Origin of the sequence: Citrobacter gillenii (assembly GCF_013337685.1) — a bacterium.
Classification (GTDB): domain Bacteria; phylum Pseudomonadota; class Gammaproteobacteria; order Enterobacterales; family Enterobacteriaceae; genus Citrobacter; species Citrobacter gillenii.
Genome location: NZ_SUQN01000002.1, coordinates 497,458 through 514,849, shown reverse-complemented (window position 1 = coordinate 514,849; position 17,392 = coordinate 497,458). Strand labels below are relative to the sequence as shown.

Here is a 17,392-nt window from a genome sequence, read left to right as displayed (position 1 = left end):
CAGATTTAATGTTAATGATGTTTACCGATAACATGACTAGTGAATTTCATGTTAATTTCTTGTTTTACAATAAGTAATCATAGTTACCATAAATGATAGATTATTAATTAAAATCCACACGATCTTTTAAGCCATCAAGATGGCAACGGTCAGGAGGTAGATAAAGAGTCACTCTTGCTGGGTAGCTCACAGTTTTTTTTTAGCAAGCCATAACATTGTTATTTTATACAAATAATTCATTTTATTTTCACTTATAATTAACACCGAGATGTAACTATCTCAATCAGAAGTGAAATGCGGCTGCATTCAGTGACTCTACGAAGCGGGATCACCGCTGCGCGCCGAAACCCAAACATCATCGCCCGAATCATCATTATAAGTTATAGGTCATTCCTTCTCTATGCTTATGCGGCAAAGATTAAATATGTTCCGAACAATCTATTATCATTTTTATCTTAAATTTAACAAAAAATATTTCTGCCATATAAGATATATAAATAAAAAAACGTTATGTCGTTCACAAGTTATTTAGTGAACCTACCTTTTTATATTATTAAAAATCGCACATTAAAACCTCGCATAACAAAATAAGATTTTGATCACAAAGATGGCAAGTCATTTATTAGTGAATTTACTAACAAAATGACAATGCGACAAAAACGACAACGCAACTCATTGAATCATCACAGATTTACCAAAATTCAATTATAACAATCATTTTAATCAGGATATTTTGAAAATAGATCAATTGCTTCCTTTTCAGCTTCCACAGAAACTCCGACTCTATTAAGAGGTTGTCACAATCCATGTTCTAAATATTAAAAAATAATTTTTACTTATTGACCATCAGCCCTACAGAGGATTCCCCATGAAGAAATCTACACTTGTTATTGGCGTTATCGGTGCTGACTGCCATGCAGTAGGCAATAAAGTTCTGGATCGCGTTTTTACCTCCCACGATTTTCACGTAATCAACCTCGGGGTGATGGTGAGTCAGGATGAATATATTGATGCCGCGATTGAAACAGGCGCGGATGCCATCGTGGTGTCATCTATCTATGGCCACGGTGATATCGACTGCCTCGGCTTGCGTGAGCGCTGCATCGAACGTGGCCTCGGCGATATTCTGCTCTATGTCGGCGGCAACCTGGTTGTGGGTAAACATGACTTTGCAGACGTCGAAGTGAAGTTTAAAGAAATGGGCTTTAACCGCGTCTTTGCACCAAGCCACGACCTGGAAGATGTTTGTGCGCTTATCACCAATGACATTCACCAACACAATGGCCTCGAGCAGCGTTGCCTGGAAGAGGCTATCTGATGCAAACAGTTTCTGTCGATATCGGCTCGACATGGACCAAGGCAGCCCTCTTCGCACATGAAGGTGAAGAATTAACGCTGGTAAACCATGTCCTGACCCCAACCACCACACATCATCTGGCAGACGGTTTTTTTGCCAGCCTGAATCAGGTGCTAAATGTTGCCGATGCTCGCCCGTTACTGAAAAGCGGTGAAGTGCAGTTGAAATACTCCTCGTCAGCCAAAGGTGGACTCGCCGTTGCAGCAATGGGGCTGGTGCCTTCCATTACGCTGGAATCGGCCAAAGTAACCGCCCATTCGGCTGGCGCAAAAATCGCGCAATATTATTCGTACAAACTTAACCGCCATGACATTCAGGAGCTGGAATCATCACCACCAGACATCCTGTTGTTTACCGGCGGCACGGATGGCGGTGAAGAAAGCTACGGTCTGGCTAATGCGCGTGCGCTGGCCGAGTCAAAGCTTGATTGCGCCATTATCTACGCTGGTAACCGCGACATTCAGGACGATGTGCAAACTCTCCTGGGACATAAAGATCTGACTACGGTAGATAACATCCTGCCCGATCTCGACCACCCTAATCCGTTTGCTGCTCGTCAGGCCATTTGCGATGTGTTTTTGTCCCGTATCGTCAAAGGCAAAGGACTGGACGTTATTGTCGGTGAAACCGGCGAAGAGCCGATGCCCACGCCGTGGACGGTGTATGAACTGGTAAAAGCGATTAGCGACTACGACAGCGCATGGAAGGAATTCATGCTGATCGACATGGGCGGCGCCACCACGGATGTCTATTCAGCCAGCGCGAATACCCTCTCCCCTGACACCGTTCTGCACGGCGTCCCAGAACCCTTCGTCAAACGTACTGTTGAAGGCGATCTGGGGATGCGAGTTTCCGCCGTTGTCGTCGGAGAAAGCACGCAGGAAATGGTGAAAGTTATCTTTGCCCAACAGCCACAGCGCGAAGAGGCGTTTTACCGCTATCTGCGCCATCTGGTTGGGCAACCGGATTACCTGCCACTCAGCGAGGAAGAGAAATATTTCGACACCCTGCTGGCAGGTTTGTGCGTGGGCTATGCCACTGAGCGCCACGCGGGCACTAAAAAGCAGGTTTGCACCTGCGTAGGTAACGTGGATTTACAGATGGGTCGCGATCTCACCACCGTACGCAAAGTTGTCGGTTCAGGGGGATGGCTCTCGCGCGCCAGCCAGTTTGATATTCATAACTGGCTCAAATATCGGGAGTTGGACGACCAGGGTAAAAGAATTCTGTTACCGAATCAGTTTGAGTATTACCGCGATTCACATGGCCTGCTCCCTCTACTGGCAAACGTCGCCAGGCTGTACCCGCAAGCCGCTGCTCGCACCAGCATTCAGTGTTTAACCCTATAAAACTTAAGGCAGCTACGAATGGAACTTCGAAATAAAAAACTGACCCATGACGAATTTATGACCGAAAGGCTGCAGGTGTTACAAACCTGGGAAACCGGCAAAGACGTTGAGAACTTCGAAGATGGCGTGAAGTACCAACAAACAATTCCAGACCAGAAGCGCTTCTCCCTCGCGCTGTTGAAGGCCGATCAGGAAGGTAAAACCCTGAGCCAGCCGCGTGCAGGCGTTGCATTAATGGATGAGCACATTGCGCTGCTCAAAACATTGCAGCAAGAGTGCGACCTGCTGCCCAGCACCATCGATGCTTATACCCGTCTGAACCGTTATGAAGAAGCCGCCGTCGGGATCCAGAAATCTATCGAAGCGGGTACGTCCAAGCTGAATGGTTTACCGGTCGTCAACCACGGGGTTGCTGCCTGCCGCCGGATGACGGAATCCCTGGAGAAACCTATCCAGGTTCGCCACGGTACGCCAGATGCGCGCTTGCTGGCAGAAATTGCCATGGCCAGTGGTTTTACCAGCTACGAAGGTGGCGGTATCTCTTACAACATCCCTTACGCCAAGCGCGTCACCCTGGAAAAATCCATCCGTGACTGGCAGTACTGCGACCGTCTGATGGGACTGTACGAAGAAAACGGGATTCGCATTAACCGTGAACCCTTTGGTCCGCTGACCGGCACCCTGATTCCGCCATTCATGTCTCACTCCGTCGCGATCATCGAAGGTCTGCTGGCGCTGGAGCAAGGCGTGAAGTCCATTACGGTGGGCTACGGCCAGGTCGGTAGCCTGACGCAGGACATTGCTGCGATTCAAGCGCTGCGTGAACTGTCACACGAATACTTCCATAACTACGGCTTCGACGACTATGAGCTGAGCACCGTATTCCACCAGTGGATGGGCGGATTCCCGGAAGACGAAGCGAAAGCTTTCTCCGTCATCGCCTGGGGTGCGGCAGTGGCTGGCATGTCTGGCGCAACGAAAGTGATCACCAAGAGCCCGCATGAAGCATTTGGTATCCCGACTGCGGCAGCAAACGCCCAAGGCCTCAAAGCGTCACGTCAGATGCTGAACATGGTTAGCGACCAGAAATTCCCGCAGTGCGCAGCCGTGGAGCAAGAAGTAGAACTGATTAAGAGCGAAGTCCACGCAGTGCTGAAGAAAGTCTTCGAACTGGGTAATGGCGACATTGCACGCGGTACCGTGCTGGCCTTTGAAGCAGGCGTACTGGATGTGCCTTTCGCACCTGCAGCCTGTAATGCTGGCAAAATCCTGCCGGTTCGCGATAACTCAGGCGCAATCCGTATTCTTGAAGCCGGCTCCGTACCGTTGCCGAAAGATATTCTCGCCCTGCACCACGACTACGTCGCAGAGCGCGCCCACTTTGAAGGCCGCAAGCCTTCTTTCCAGATGGTCATTGATGACATCAACGCCGTATCCCACAGTAAATTAATAGGAAGACCATAATGAAAATTAAACAGGCCCTTTTCACAGCTGGCTACTCCTCATTTTATTTTGACGACCAGCAGGCCATTAAAGACGGCGCAGGTCACGATGGGTTCATCTATACCGGCACGCCGGTAACGCCTGGATTTACTTCTGTTCGCCAGGCGGGTGAATGCGTTTCGGTTCAGCTGATTCTGGAAAACGGCGCGGTAGCGGTCGGTGATTGTGCAGCTGTACAGTATTCCGGTGCGGGCGGTCGTGACCCGCTGTTCCTGGCAGAGAACTTCATTCCGTTCCTCAACGATCACATCAAACCGCTGCTGGAAGGCCGCGATGTCGATGCGTTCCTGCCAAACGCCCGTTTCTTCGACGAACTGAGCATTGACGGTCGTCTGCTGCATACCGCCGTTCGCTACGGCCTGTCTCAGGCGCTGCTGGATGCCGCTGCGCTGGCGACCGGTCGTCTGAAAGCAGAAGTCGTTTGTGACGAATGGCAGCTGCCATGCGTTCCGGAAGCGATTCCTTTATTCGGCCAGAGCGGCGATGACCGTTATATCGCCGTCGACAAAATGATCCTCAAAGGTGTGGACGTTCTGCCGCACGCGCTGATCAACAACGTCGAGCAGAAGCTGGGCTTTAAAGGTGAAAAACTGCGCGAGTATGTGCGCTGGTTATCCAACCGCATCTTAACCCTGCGCACCAACGAAGCGTATCAGCCTACGCTGCACATTGATGTGTACGGCACCATCGGTCTGATTTTCGATATGGATCCGGTTCGTTGCGCCGAATACATCGCCAGCCTGGAAGTTGAAGCACAGGGCCTGCCGCTGTACATCGAAGGTCCGGTTGATGCCGGTAACAAACCGGATCAGATCCGCATGCTGACTGAGATCACCAACGAGCTGGCTCGTCTGGGCTCCGGCGTGAAAATCGTGGCCGATGAATGGTGTAACACCTATCAGGATATCGTCGACTTCACCGATGCGGGCAGTTGCCACATGGTGCAAATCAAGACCCCGGATCTGGGTGGTGTTCACAACATCGTTGATGCAGTGCTGTATTGCAACAAACACGGAATGGAAGCCTATCAGGGCGGCACCTGTAACGAAACCGAGATCAGTGCACGTACCTGCGTACACGTCGCGCTGGCCGCGCGTCCAATGCGCATGCTGATCAAACCGGGTATGGGTTTCGATGAAGGTCTCAACATCGTGTTTAACGAAATGAACCGCACCATCGCGCTGTTGCAGACTAAGGATTAAGAGATGGCACGCACATTTAAGATCTTATCGCCTACGGCTATCCTGGGTTATGGCTTCCCGGAAGAAAGTTTTCGTAAAGCCATGGAAGAGTCACCGGATCTTATTGCTGTTGACGCGGGTTCCTCCGATCCTGGCCCCCACTACCTCGGGGCAGGTAAACCGTTTACCGACAGGGCCGGCGTAAAACGCGATCTGCGCTATATGATCGTAGCAGGCGTTAAGAACAACATCCCGGTGGTCATCGGCACAGCCGGTGGTTCAGGTGCTGCTCCGCATCTGGAGTGGTGTCGCCAGATTATCCATGAGATTGCGCAGGAAGAAAAACTGTCCTTCTCTATGGCGCTGATCCCGTCTGATGTTGACAAAGAGGTCGTTCATCAGGCGCTGGATAACGGCAAAATCACCGCCCTGGATTTTGTCCCTGAACTGACTCACGAGGCGATTGAAGAGAGCACCTACATCGTCGCACAGATGGGCGTTGAGCCTTTCCAGCGTGCGCTGGAAGCCGGTGCGCAGGTGGTACTGGGCGGACGAGCCTACGATCCGGCCTGCTTCGCCGCACTGCCGATTATGCAGGGCTTTGATGAAGGTCTGGCGCTTCACTGCGGTAAGATCCTTGAGTGTGCTGCTATTGCCGCCACCCCGGGCTCCGGCTCAGATTGTGCGATGGGGATCATTGACGACAACGGCTTTACGCTGAAAGCGTTCAATCCAAAGCGTAAGTTCACTGAAACTTCCGCCGCAGCGCACACTCTGTATGAGAAGTCCGATCCGTACTTCCTGCCGGGACCGGGCGGCGTGCTGAACCTGAAGGCGTGTACCTTCACGCAGGTAAACGACGGCGAAGTGTATGTCAGCGGCTCACGTCATGAAGAGACGCCGTATGCGCTGAAACTGGAAGGTGCACGTCAGGTTGGCTTCCGCTGCCTGACCATCGCCGGGACACGCGACCCGATTATGATTGCCGGAATTGACACCATTCTTGAAGAGGTACAGGCAAGCGTAGCACGTAACCTTTCACTGAATGATGACAGTATCCGCATGACGTTCCACCTGTACGGGAAGAACGGTGTGATGGGCAATCATGAGCCGATTAAAACCGCCGGTCACGAACTGGGGATTTTACTGGACGTGGTCGCACCAACGCAGGATATCGCCAACAGCGTCTGCTCGCTGGTGCGCTCTACCCTGCTGCACTACGGCTATGAAAATCGCATTGCGACTGCGGGCAACCTCGCTTTCCCGTTCTCGCCATCTGATATTCAGAGTGGTCCGGTGTATGAGTTCTCAATCTATCACCTGATTGAAGCAAGCGATGCACTGCGTTTTGATTTCCACATTGAACAGGTCACGCCAGAAGGAGTTCAGGCATGAAACACTCAATTTGTTCACTGGCGCAGGTCATCCGTTCCAAAAATGCCGGACCGTACGAACTGGTTTTAGATATTTTATTTAAAACCAAGGAAGACTATCAACGAGTAAAAGCGTCCGAGCAATTAACACCGCAACTGATTGCTGGATTATATAATGTCGAGCCTGACTTTATTCATAACATTGTCTGGTTTGACCCGGCAAATGCGGTAAAGATCGTCATGCCTCGCGATATTATTTCCGGCAACGTCGGTGACAATGATGTTTATGGCGCGCAGCAACATGCTCCATTATTAAGTATTGAGTTCGATTTGTAATAAAAAACAAAATAACAACCATTGGAGCACAGAATTCAGCAGTATCACAGTGCTTCGAAGTATTCATGCGGTTGGTCACAACAGGCGTGCGCCTGAGCTACTGTTCCAGCTCAGGTGCCCGCCACCCTACACAATTTTCATTACCAGCCTTTATCCGATGGAGTACACATGAAGAAAATTAGTTTAACGAAGATGATCATATTAGGCCTGATACTCGGCATGATTGCCGGGGTGGCCATAAATAATATGGCCGCGGCTGAAACAGCAAAATCTTATGCAGCGGATATTTCTATTTTCACCACTATATTCTTACGTATGGTGAAAATGATTATCGCGCCATTGGTTATCTCCACACTGGTTGTTGGTATTGCCAAAATGGGCGATGCCAAAACGCTGGGACGTATATTTTCTAAAACCTTTTTCCTGTTTATTTGCGCCTCTCTGGTGTCAATTGCGCTGGGTCTGGTTATCGTTAACATCTTCCAGCCAGGTGCGGGCATCAACTTTGTTCCGCATGACGTCGGTGCTGTCGCAGCCGTTAAGTCAGAGCCGTTCACGCTGAAAGTATTTATCTCGCACGCGGTACCGACCAGTATCGTTGACGCGATGGCACGTAACGAAATCCTGCAGATCGTGGTGTTCTCAATTTTCCTCGGTTGCAGCCTGGCCGCCATTGGCGAAAAAGCCGATCCTATCGTGAAGGTACTGGACTCGCTGGTACACGTGATGCTGAAGCTGACTGGCTACGTCATGCTGTTCGCACCGCTGACCGTTTTTGCTGCGATTTCCGGTCTGATTGCCGAACGTGGTCTGGGTGTGATGGTGAGCGCCGGGATCTTCATGGGTGAGTTCTACCTGACGCTGGGTATGCTGTGGGCCATCCTGATTGGTCTGTCAACGCTGCTGATTGGTCCTTGCATCAGCCGTCTGACCAAATCCATTCTCGAACCGGCTCTGCTGGCCTTTACCACCTCCAGTTCTGAAGCGGCCTTCCCAGGCACGCTGGATAAACTGGAGAAGTTTGGCGTCTCTTCCAAAATTGCCAGCTTCGTACTGCCTATCGGTTACTCGTTTAACCTGGTCGGCTCCATGGCCTACTGCTCCTTTGCCACCGTCTTTATTGCCCAGGCGTGCAATATCGAACTGAGCATGGGTGAGCAAATCACCATGCTGTTGATCCTGATGCTGACCTCTAAAGGGATGGCGGGTGTACCGCGTGCGTCAATGGTAGTTATCGCCGCTACGCTGAACCAATTCAACATTCCGGAAGCCGGCCTGATCCTGCTGATGGGCGTCGATCCGTTCCTCGATATGGGTCGTTCTGCCACTAACGTAATGAGTAATGCCATGGGTGCTGCCATCGTGGGTCGTTGGGAAGGTGAACACTTCGGCCAGGGTTGTCGCGGAACTGCACCAGTGAAAACCCCGGAACAGGATCGTCCGGTTACTGAAACGGAAGTTGCTTTGTCTTAATCATTTGATAACTGCGATCTGTAGACCGGGTAAGGCGTTTACGCCGCTATCCGACAAGAGAGCCACACCTGATGGCGACGCGAAGCGTCTTACCAGGTCGATAAGGTTTTTCCGGTCTACGGATCTTTTTTCACAACACCACCAGGAAAACACAATGAATAAAACACTTCTCGGCGTAAGTCTCTTTTCTTTCAGCGTCTTGTTTAGCGCAACCACGTTCGCGCAAACCACGCCGGATTACGCCAAACTGATCGAACAGGCACACCAGAAATTTAAAAGTAACAATGACGGAAAAGTCGCCGACTATATCCCTGCTCTGGCGACCTATAGCCCGAAAAATTTTGCCATCACCATTGCCACCGTTGACGGCAAAATCTACCAGGTTGGCGATGTCAACAAACCCTTCCCGATGGAATCCCTGAGCAAAGTCTTCACCATGGCATTGGCTATGGAGCAGCATGGCCCACAGGTGGTTCTGGATAAACTCGGCGCCAATGCCACCGGCATGCCATTCAACTCAGGCTTAGCCGTTGAACTGACCAAAGGCGCACCGGAAAACCCGCTGGTTAATGCCGGCGCAATGAGCACCGTTAGCCTGATTGAAGCCAAAGACAAAACCGATCGCTGGAACAAAATCCTCGATAACCTGAACGTCTGGGCAGATGCCAAACTGACCGTGAACGAACCGGTGTTCAAATCTGAAATGGATACCAACCAGCACAACCAGGCGCTGGCGAAGCTGATGGAATCCTACAACAGCTTCTATGGCGACACCGACGAAGCCGTTGAAATTTATACCCGTCAATGCTCAGTCGATATCACCGTTGAGCAACTGGCCAAAATGGGTGCTGTCCTCGCCAACAAAGGAAAGTCTCCGTTTAACGGCAAGCAGCTGTTGAACGAAAAATATGTGCCGCAAGTATTGGCTGAAATGGCGATTGCCGGGTTGTACGACGGCAGTGGCAAGTGGCTGTATACCGTCGGCCTGCCGGCGAAAAGCGGCGTTGGCGGCGGAATGGTTGCTGTTGTCCCGGGTGAATATGCGATAGCTGTTTATTCTCCGCCGCTGGATGAAGCCGGTAACAGCGTTCGTGCCCAGAAAACTATCGAATATGTCGCCGAAGCGACAAAAGCCAACGTCTTTTTAGCGAAATAAGCCCGTGCCGGATAGCGCTAACGCGTATCCGGCCTCCTCGCTAAAACTTCTCCGGCCAGCAAAGTTTGCTTTTTTGTTGGCCGGAACCGACGTTACCTAAAAACCTAAAGGTGAGAAGTAAAAATGTCTAAACCATTTGTCTGGCAGGAACTCTTTGTTCAGAGTAAAGATAATACAGAATATGAATTACTCACTAACCAATACGTTACGGTAACTGAGTTAGACGGAGAGGAAGTGATCAAGGTGGCGCCTGAGGCGTTAACCTTGTTGGCACAGCAGGCATTTTATGAAGCGTCCTTTTTCCTGCGCGCCGGACATTTGAAGCAGGTAGCCAGCATTTTGCACGACCCGCAGGCCAGCAGTAACGATAAATATGTCGCACTCCAACTGCTGCGCAATGCGGAAGTTTCCGCCAAAGGCGTACTGCCCAACTGCCAGGATACCGGCACCGCAACGATTGTTGCCAGCAAAGGACAGCAGGTCTGGACCGGCGGCGATGACGCGGAAGCATTAAGCAAAGGCGTGTATACCACCTTCACGGAAAATAACCTGCGCTATTCGCAAAATGCCCCGTTGGATATGTACACCGAGGTCAACACCCAAACGAACCTGCCTGCGCAAATCGACATCAGTGCAACTCCGGGTAACGAATACCGCTTCCTGTTCGTCAATAAAGGCGGCGGCTCGGCCAACAAAGCGGCGCTGTATCAAGAAACCAAGTCCATTCTGCAGCCAGAAAAACTCACCGCCTTCCTGATCGAGAAAATGAAATCACTGGGCACCGCTGCCTGTCCGCCGTATCACATTGCGTTCGTCGTGGGCGGGCTCTCTGCCGATCAATCGCTGAAAGTGGCGAAGCTGGCTTCAACAAAATATTACGATAACCTGCCAACCAGCGGCAACGAACTGGGTCAGGCGTTCCGCGATACCGCACTGGAGACGGCGTTGCTCAATGCCAGCCGCGAGTTTGGTATTGGCGCACAGTTTGGCGGTAAATACTTCGCGCACGACATTCGCGTCATTCGCCTGCCACGCCACGGTGGCTCCTGCCCTATCGCCATGGCCCTCTCCTGCTCTGCAGACCGCAATATTAAAGCCAAAATTAATAAGCACGGTATTTGGCTGGAGAAACTTGAACATAATCCGGGAAAATTTATTCCCGATTCTCAGCGCGTAGAAAACAGCGGTCAGACCGTACAACTGAATCTGGATCGTCCGCTGCGCGAGATCATGCAGGATCTGTCCGCACTGCCGATTGGCACCCGACTGTCACTCAGCGGCCCAATTGTCGTTGCCCGCGATATCGCCCATGCCAAGATCAAAGAACGTCTGGATAACGGCGAACCGATGCCGGAATACATGAAAAATCACATTGTGTATTACGCCGGTCCCGCCAAAACGCCTAACAATCTGGCCTGCGGTTCAATGGGCCCCACTACCGGCGGGCGCATGGACGGTTATGTCGATGCTTTCCAGGCAGCAGGCGGCAGTTTGATCATGTTGTCAAAAGGCAATCGCAGCAAGCAGGTGACCGATGCTTGTCAGAAGCATGGTGGATTTAACCTTGGCAGCATCGGCGGCGCAGCGGCCCTGCTGGCCCAGCAGTATGTGAAGAGCCTGCATTGTCTTGAATATCCTGAACTGGGTATGGAAGCGGTGTGGATGATGGAAGTGAAAAATATGCCCGCCTTTGTATTAGTGGATGACAAAGGCAACAACTTCTTTAGTCAGTTTGAGCAGCAGCATCGCTGCACAACCTGCCCTGCAGGACATTAAGGAGCAACAATGGAAGTGCGAGCCAATGACGACAGGCACCGCCAGCGTCAGCAGAAACTGAAAGATCAGGTTGATACCCGCGTGGCGGCGGCAACGGAAAAGAAAGGGATTTTGATTGTCTTCACCGGCAACGGTAAAGGAAAATCCACTGCCGCCTTTGGTACCGCGACGCGCGCGGTCGGCCATGGAAAAACCGTTGGCGTCGCGCAGTTTATTAAAGGCCAGTGGGATAATGGCGAATACAACACGTTACAACCGCTCGGCGTTGAATTCCATATTATGGGCACCGGCTTCACCTGGGAAACCCAGAACAAGGAAGCGGACATTGCGGCAGCAACGGTGGTCTGGCAGGAAAGTAAGCGCATGCTCGCCGATGCGCACTACGATCTGGTCGTACTGGATGAACTGACGTATATGTTGGCGTATCACTATCTGGATACTCAGGAAGTGATCGCTGCCATCGAGAATCGTCCAGCCGAACAGAGCGTAATTGTCACGGGCCGCGGATGCCACACGCTTTTACTGGAACTTGCCGATACGGTCAGTGAGATGCGTCCGGTCAAGCACGCGTTTGATAGCGGTATTCAGGCACAAGTTGGGATTGACTGGTAGGAAAAACACGCTGGCCTACAACATTGTAGGCCGGCGTTGTCATCACGTCACTGACACCACAGATTTACCGAGTAACCAGTTACGGAATGTCTGTAAATGCGGAGATTCCGCCTTCTCTTCACGCCACGTCATAATGAACCGGTTACCGGTACGCATCGGGACATCGCAGGGAATCACCATATCACCGCAGTCCAGATCGTGCTGAATAGCAAATCGGGGTAACAACGCGACGCCCAAATTCGAGCGTACTGCCGCGATCAGCATCGAGAGCAAATCAAAGCGCGGACCTTTATTGACTAACGGACTGCTGACATCAGACAACGCAAACCATTCCTGCCAGCCTTTGATACGCGTACTTTGGTGCAACAGAGGAAACTCATTCAGCAGATCGGTTACCGCCAGCTTGCGATCGGCTTCGTTCAGCAGGCATCTGCTGCATACGGGTAAAATTTCCTCTTCGAAAAGGTACTCCACCCCAGACCATGGCGAGTAAAAATCTTCCCGCATGATTGCCGCGTCGTATTCACGATTGAGAAAATCGCCGATATTCGCCAAAGAGTGAATATTAACGATAATATCAGGGTTAAGTTTATTGAACTCACGTAAGTTAGGAATCAGCCAGTGCGTACTAAACGTAGGATTAACCGCCAACTCAATAACCTGCACGGTCGGTTGCCAGGTCATTATGGTGGTGGTGTCACGTTCCAGTTTGTTAAGCGTTTCCTTGACGATAGTTAAATAATGCTTCCCTGCCGCATTTAAGAAAATTCGCTTTTTGGCATGATTAAATAGCGCTGTATTTAGAAAGTCCTCCAGCGCATTCACCTGGCGAAAAACAGCACTTTGTGTCAACGCAAGCTCTTCTGCTGCCCGGGTATAACTTTCGTGACGCGCAACCACTTCAAAAGTTACCAGCAACTCCGTCTTCGGTATTTTTCCTCTCATAACCTCTTCCATATGCAGCGTACAAAATAAGTTTAATTTATAAAATAAATTTCATTACACCCAGACAAGCATCGAAAGTTATATTTTATTTTGTCCATTGATGTCATTGATCCAATCCATGATTTACTCACACTGAGGCGGATAAATATTAACCAATAATACGCAAGCCGGGCAGTAAACACAATTTAAATAAGGTTAAATATGGGCAAATAGTGCTTATAAGTTCTTAATAATTTTTCAAATGATCTTGTTTATTGCAGAAAAAACTATGCGAGTTTAATCAATATTATTGCTGCGATATTTTAGGATAATTTAGTGTTATAACCACCCGGCAAACGACTGCTTTTAATCATTCCTTGATGTAGTTTCTGCCATTCTAATGTTAGACGTGATAAAGGACACAATGTGAAAACTTTCGGAAAGGTCTGGCTCGTTGGCGCCGGTCCCGGTGATATATCGTTACTCACCCTCAAAGCAATGATGTGCATTAAGCAAGCCGATGTCATTATTTACGACAGGCTGGTCAATCCTAAAATTTTGGAATGGGCGGTACCTGATTGCAAGCTCATCAATGTCGGCAAAAATCCGGGCTTTCATTGTGTGCCACAGGATGAAATCAACGCGCTGCTGGTCCAGTATGCTGAAACCCATCACCATATCGTGCGCTTAAAAGGCGGCGATCCTTACGTGTTTGGCCGGGGGGCTGAAGAAGTTGAGGATCTCGTGGAAATCGGCATACCTTTTGAAGTCGTACCCGGCATCAGTTCCACTATTGGCGGCCTGACCTGCGCCGGTATTCCAGTCACGCATCGCGATTATGCTTCAGGATTTCACGTGGTCACCGGTCATACGCGTGAAGGAAATCAGCAGCAGGACTGGCGTCAGCTGGCCAAACTCAACGGTACGCTGGTTATCGTGATGGGGATCGCCAATCTGGCGTTTATTTGTGAAGAGTTGCTCATGGGGGGAAAATCTGCCGACACCCCCGCCGCTATTATCATGTCCGCTACGCGGGAGAATCAGCGCCGACTGACTTGTACATTGGGGTCATTACTGAACAAAGCGCAGGAAGCGAACATCGTGCCACCCGCGCTGATCGTTATCGGTGAGGTTGTAACCCTAAGCGACAGACTGTCTTTTATTCCTGAAGCCCTCACGCTACCGGAAAGCCTCTACTGCGAAAGTCTCGCGTGACGAAAAGACTGGGGTGACGTTTGATGCGCCGCCCGGAAAACACGGCAAAAGTAACTAGTTTGCGCGTACTGAAGTTTCCGGGCAATGCTGTCTATTGAATGCACAGGATCATGCAATAATTCGCCCGCTTTTTGCATTTTCTTCTGATTCACCCATGTTTTAAAATTCACTCCCTGACGTTTCTTAAAGAAGCGGCTAAAATAGTTAGCACTCAAACATACATGCGCTGCCACGGATTCAAGAGATAGCTCACTATATAAATTCTCATCAATATAACGTAGCGCTTCCATGAGTTTCTTTTCATGCCGGGAAAGCTCAGTAAAATAAATCTGCGGGGCGCTTACTTTAGGGTTATTAACCATTTCATCTACCGTATTCTTTCGTTCATAATTATTAACAATAAAGTTCAGTAAGTTTGCCGACGCGGTCAATATATTATTATCCACAACAATCACGCGATCCCATGCAGCCTTTATTTCAGGGTCGTTCATCCATTGTGATTGCTCATCTATAACTATCGTTTTATATTCCTGATATTTGGCTCGTACTTGGCCACAGATAATAAAACCGCAAAGATTCCCTTCATTAATGAGTGGCATTGAGAAGAGGCTTAATCCTGCATAACAGCAGAGTATTCTTGGTTTTAGCTGTTTTAACCCTTCAAAAGCGCAATACTTATCACACTTTTGACAACTCGCTCGGTACTGTTCATTGGTACGCATGAGTGTACAGAATGCGTTAAAATTATGGCAATCCGATATCACCTTGCCTGTAACATCAATCACTACCGTCGCTAATCCTGTCGCTCTGGCAAAAACATCGGCGATGGAGAAAAAACACTGTAAGTCGTCATCCTTAATTTTCAGCGGCACGCCATCCTCCGGCAATGTTGATATTAAAGCCGGTAATATGCAGAATTTAGTCTAAAGAAAGAATGATGCTGACCGCAAAAAATAATCTCATTTGTGAAGATGATTGTGATCAAATTTCAAGATAGTGGATTGCAGAAAATAAAAAAGGCCATCATCAGATGGCCAACCATGTCGAAACGGGAACAGCCCTTGACCATATTGATAGTCAGGGCTGTTTTTTTACTTATTACTTAATCACGGTCTTCAGCGCTTCGCCGATATCGGCCAGGCTGCGTACGGTTTTCACACCAGCGGCTTCCAGTGCAGCGAACTTCTCATCCGCCGTCCCTTTACCACCAGAGATAATCGCGCCCGCATGGCCCATACGTTTGCCTTTCGGCGCGGTCACGCCAGCGATGTAGCCGACAACCGGTTTGGTCACATGATCTTTAATGTAGGCTGCGGCTTCCTCTTCCGCGCTGCCGCCGATCTCACCGATCATGACAATCGCTTCGGTTTGCGGATCTTCCTGGAACAGCTTCAGAATGTCGATAAAGTTAGAACCAGGGATTGGATCCCCACCGATGCCCACACAGGTGGACTGGCCGAAACCGTAGTCAGTGGTCTGCTTAACCGCTTCATAGGTCAGCGTACCGGAACGGGAAACGATGCCCACTTTGCCCGGTTTGTGAATGTGACCCGGCATGATACCGATTTTGCATTCGCCCGGGGTGATAACGCCTGGGCAGTTCGGGCCAATCATACGCACGCCTGCTTCATCCAGCGCTACTTTCACGGTCAGCATATCCAGCGTCGGAATACCTTCGGTGATGGTGATGATCAGTTTGATGCCCGCGTTGACAGCTTCCAGAATGGAGTCTTTGCAGAACGGTGCCGGTACGTAGATAACTGACGCAGTCGCGCCGGTCGCTTCTACCGCTTCACGTACGGTGTTGAACACCGGCAGACCCAGATGGGTGGTGCCGCCTTTGCCCGGCGTAACGCCGCCGACCATTTGTGTACCGTAAGCAATCGCTTGTTCTGAGTGGAATGTCCCCTGGCTGCCGGTGAAGCCCTGGCAGATTACCTTGGTATCTTTATTAATTAAAACGGACATTATTTCCCCTCCACTGCGGCAACAACCTGCTGAGCTGCATCCGTCAGACTTTTCGCTGCAATAATATTCAGGCCGCTGTCAGCCAATTTTTTCGCGCCGAGTTCGGCATTGTTGCCTTCCAGACGGACAACAACAGGTACGTTAACGCCCACTTCCGCTACCGCGCCGATGATACCGTCAGCGATCAGGTCGCAACGTACGATACCGCCGAAGATGTTAACCAGAACGGCTTTAACATTGTCGTCAGAAAGGATGATTTTGAACGCTTCGGTCACGCGCTCTTTGGTCGCGCCGCCGCCAACGTCGAGGAAGTTAGCCGGTTCGCCGCCGTGCAGCTTAACGATGTCCATGGTGCCCATCGCCAGGCCCGCGCCGTTAACCATGCAACCGATGTTGCCATCCAGCGCAACGTAGTTCAGCTCCCACTGTGCTGCCTGCGCTTCACGCGGATCTTCCTGAGACTGGTCGCGCATTTCGCGCAGGTCAGCCTGGCGGAACAGTGCGTTGCCGTCAGCACCCAGTTTGCCGTCGAGGCAAATCAGGTCGCCTTGCTTGGTGACAACCAACGGGTTGATTTCGATCAGCGCCAGGTCACGCTCAAGGAAGATGGTCGCCAGACCCATAAAGATTTTGGTGAACTGCTGAACCTGTTTACCTTCCAGACCCAGTTTGAATGCCAGCTCACGTCCCTGATACGGCATTGGGCCCGCCAGCGGATCCAGTGCGACTTTGTGGATCAGGTGCGGGGTTTCTTCCGCGACTTTTTCGATTTCCACGCCGCCTTCGGTAGAGGCCATAAAGACCACGCGACGGGAGCTACGGTCAACCACTGCGCCGAGGTAAAGTTCTTTACCAATATCGGTCGCAGCTTCAACCAGAATCTGATTTACCGGTTGGCCATTGGCGTCCGTCTGGTAAGTGACCAGACGTTTACCCAGCCAGTGTTCAGCAAAAGCGCGAATGTCTTCTTTGCTGTTAACGACCTTCACACCGCCCGCTTTACCGCGGCCACCAGCGTGAACCTGACATTTTACTACCCATGGACCTGCGCCGATTTTAGAGGCAGCTTCTTCGGCTTCACGCGGAGTAGTACAGGCATAACCCACCGGTGCCGGTAAGCCATAGCGGGCAAAAAGTTGTTTTGCCTGATATTCATGTAAGTTCATGTG

15 protein-coding genes are annotated in these 17,392 nt (G+C 50.5%); 11 read left to right on the top strand and 4 right to left on the bottom strand.

Features of this window, described 5'->3' with window-relative positions:
- Positions 1–868: 868 nt before the first annotated feature.
- The 10 genes from glmS to cobO all read left to right on the top strand — a co-directional run bounded on the left by glmS (position 869) and on the right by cobO (position 12,116).
- Positions 869–1,318, top strand: coding sequence for a methylaspartate mutase subunit S (gene glmS / locus FCH32_RS06175; protein ID WP_096757824.1), 450 nt, complete (start codon positions 869–871; stop codon positions 1,316–1,318).
- Positions 1,318–2,706, top strand: coding sequence for a methylaspartate mutase accessory protein GlmL (gene glmL / locus FCH32_RS06170; protein WP_115259035.1), 1,389 nt, complete (start codon positions 1,318–1,320; stop codon positions 2,704–2,706). Before glmS ends, glmL begins: the two co-directional genes overlap by 1 nt.
- An 18-nt stretch (positions 2,707–2,724) precedes the next feature.
- Positions 2,725–4,170 carry a methylaspartate mutase subunit E gene (locus FCH32_RS06165; protein ID WP_096757826.1) on the top strand — a complete coding sequence of 482 codons (1,446 nt, stop codon included), beginning with the start codon at positions 2,725–2,727 and terminating at the stop codon, positions 4,168–4,170.
- The gene (locus tag FCH32_RS06160; protein ID WP_117342261.1) at positions 4,170–5,411 is read left to right on the top strand and encodes a methylaspartate ammonia-lyase; all 1,242 of its coding nucleotides are present in this window, start codon (positions 4,170–4,172) and stop codon (positions 5,409–5,411) included. Before FCH32_RS06165 ends, FCH32_RS06160 begins: the two co-directional genes overlap by 1 nt.
- Positions 5,412–5,414: 3 nt before the next feature.
- On the top strand, positions 5,415–6,785 hold the full coding sequence (locus FCH32_RS06155) for an acyclic terpene utilization AtuA family protein (protein ID WP_096757828.1): 1,371 nt from the start codon (positions 5,415–5,417) through the stop codon (positions 6,783–6,785).
- On the top strand, positions 6,782–7,099 hold the full coding sequence (locus FCH32_RS06150; protein ID WP_115259037.1) for a DUF4387 domain-containing protein: 318 nt from the start codon (positions 6,782–6,784) through the stop codon (positions 7,097–7,099). The genes FCH32_RS06155 and FCH32_RS06150 overlap by 4 nt, the downstream gene beginning before the upstream one ends.
- Before the next feature lie 168 nt (positions 7,100–7,267).
- A complete protein-coding gene (locus FCH32_RS06145; protein WP_115259038.1) occupies positions 7,268–8,572 on the top strand; it encodes a dicarboxylate/amino acid:cation symporter in 1,305 nt (434 codons plus the stop codon).
- A gap of 154 nt (positions 8,573–8,726) precedes the next feature.
- Complete coding sequence (gene glsA / locus FCH32_RS06140; RefSeq protein WP_115259039.1) at positions 8,727–9,728, top strand: glutaminase A; 1,002 nt, start codon at positions 8,727–8,729, stop codon at positions 9,726–9,728.
- Between the two features lie 123 nt (positions 9,729–9,851).
- The gene (locus FCH32_RS06135) at positions 9,852–11,504 is read left to right on the top strand and encodes a class I fumarate hydratase (RefSeq protein ID WP_115259040.1); all 1,653 of its coding nucleotides are present in this window, start codon (positions 9,852–9,854) and stop codon (positions 11,502–11,504) included.
- 9 nt (positions 11,505–11,513) lie between these two features.
- Positions 11,514–12,116 carry a cob(I)yrinic acid a,c-diamide adenosyltransferase gene (gene cobO, locus FCH32_RS06130; protein ID WP_137362413.1) on the top strand — a complete coding sequence of 201 codons (603 nt, stop codon included), beginning with the start codon at positions 11,514–11,516 and terminating at the stop codon, positions 12,114–12,116.
- A 42-nt stretch (positions 12,117–12,158) separates the two neighbouring features.
- On the opposite strand, the gene FCH32_RS06125 is transcribed toward cobO, so the two are convergent.
- Positions 12,159–13,061 carry a LysR substrate-binding domain-containing protein gene (locus tag FCH32_RS06125; RefSeq protein ID WP_117342257.1) on the bottom strand — a complete coding sequence of 301 codons (903 nt, stop codon included), beginning with the start codon at positions 13,059–13,061 and terminating at the stop codon, positions 12,159–12,161.
- Positions 13,062–13,466: 405 nt separating this feature from the next.
- Between FCH32_RS06125 and cobA the strand changes: the two genes are divergently transcribed.
- The gene (cobA, locus tag FCH32_RS06120) at positions 13,467–14,255 is read left to right on the top strand and encodes a uroporphyrinogen-III C-methyltransferase (RefSeq protein WP_174360652.1); all 789 of its coding nucleotides are present in this window, start codon (positions 13,467–13,469) and stop codon (positions 14,253–14,255) included.
- Here cobA and FCH32_RS06115 read toward each other — a convergent pair.
- The 3 genes from FCH32_RS06115 to sucC form a co-directional block, all read right to left on the bottom strand.
- Positions 14,234–15,127, bottom strand: coding sequence for a PocR ligand-binding domain-containing protein (locus FCH32_RS06115; RefSeq protein ID WP_174360651.1), 894 nt, complete (start codon positions 15,125–15,127; stop codon positions 14,234–14,236). The two genes, cobA and FCH32_RS06115, sit on opposite strands and share 22 nt — an antisense overlap.
- Before the next feature lie 226 nt (positions 15,128–15,353).
- The gene (sucD, locus tag FCH32_RS06110) at positions 15,354–16,223 is read right to left on the bottom strand and encodes a succinate--CoA ligase subunit alpha (RefSeq protein WP_115259045.1); all 870 of its coding nucleotides are present in this window, start codon (positions 16,221–16,223) and stop codon (positions 15,354–15,356) included.
- Positions 16,223–17,389: an ADP-forming succinate--CoA ligase subunit beta gene (sucC, locus tag FCH32_RS06105; protein WP_096757838.1), complete on the bottom strand. Its 1,167-nt coding sequence runs from the start codon at positions 17,387–17,389 to the stop codon at positions 16,223–16,225. Before sucC ends, sucD begins: the two co-directional genes overlap by 1 nt.
- Positions 17,390–17,392: the final 3 nt, after the last annotated feature.

Excerpts from the sequence above, each read along its gene's own strand:
- FCH32_RS06150 (WP_115259037.1), top strand. The coding sequence starts at position 6,782 with ATGAAACACTCAATTTGTTCACTGGCGCAGGTCATCCGTTCCAAAAAT.
- cobO (WP_137362413.1), top strand. The coding sequence starts at position 11,514 with ATGGAAGTGCGAGCCAATGACGACAGGCACCGCCAGCGTCAGCAGAAA.
- glsA (WP_115259039.1), top strand. The coding sequence starts at position 8,727 with ATGAATAAAACACTTCTCGGCGTAAGTCTCTTTTCTTTCAGCGTCTTG.
- glmS (WP_096757824.1), top strand. The coding sequence starts at position 869 with ATGAAGAAATCTACACTTGTTATTGGCGTTATCGGTGCTGACTGCCAT.
- FCH32_RS06125 (WP_117342257.1), bottom strand. The coding sequence starts at position 13,061 with ATGAGAGGAAAAATACCGAAGACGGAGTTGCTGGTAACTTTTGAAGTG.
- glmL (WP_115259035.1), top strand. The coding sequence starts at position 1,318 with ATGCAAACAGTTTCTGTCGATATCGGCTCGACATGGACCAAGGCAGCC.
- FCH32_RS06155 (WP_096757828.1), top strand. The coding sequence starts at position 5,415 with ATGGCACGCACATTTAAGATCTTATCGCCTACGGCTATCCTGGGTTAT.
- FCH32_RS06145 (WP_115259038.1), top strand. The coding sequence starts at position 7,268 with ATGAAGAAAATTAGTTTAACGAAGATGATCATATTAGGCCTGATACTC.
- FCH32_RS06165 (WP_096757826.1), top strand. The coding sequence starts at position 2,725 with ATGGAACTTCGAAATAAAAAACTGACCCATGACGAATTTATGACCGAA.
- sucC (WP_096757838.1), bottom strand. The coding sequence starts at position 17,389 with ATGAACTTACATGAATATCAGGCAAAACAACTTTTTGCCCGCTATGGC.
- sucD (WP_115259045.1), bottom strand. The coding sequence starts at position 16,223 with ATGTCCGTTTTAATTAATAAAGATACCAAGGTAATCTGCCAGGGCTTC.
- FCH32_RS06135 (WP_115259040.1), top strand. The coding sequence starts at position 9,852 with ATGTCTAAACCATTTGTCTGGCAGGAACTCTTTGTTCAGAGTAAAGAT.
- FCH32_RS06160 (WP_117342261.1), top strand. The coding sequence starts at position 4,170 with ATGAAAATTAAACAGGCCCTTTTCACAGCTGGCTACTCCTCATTTTAT.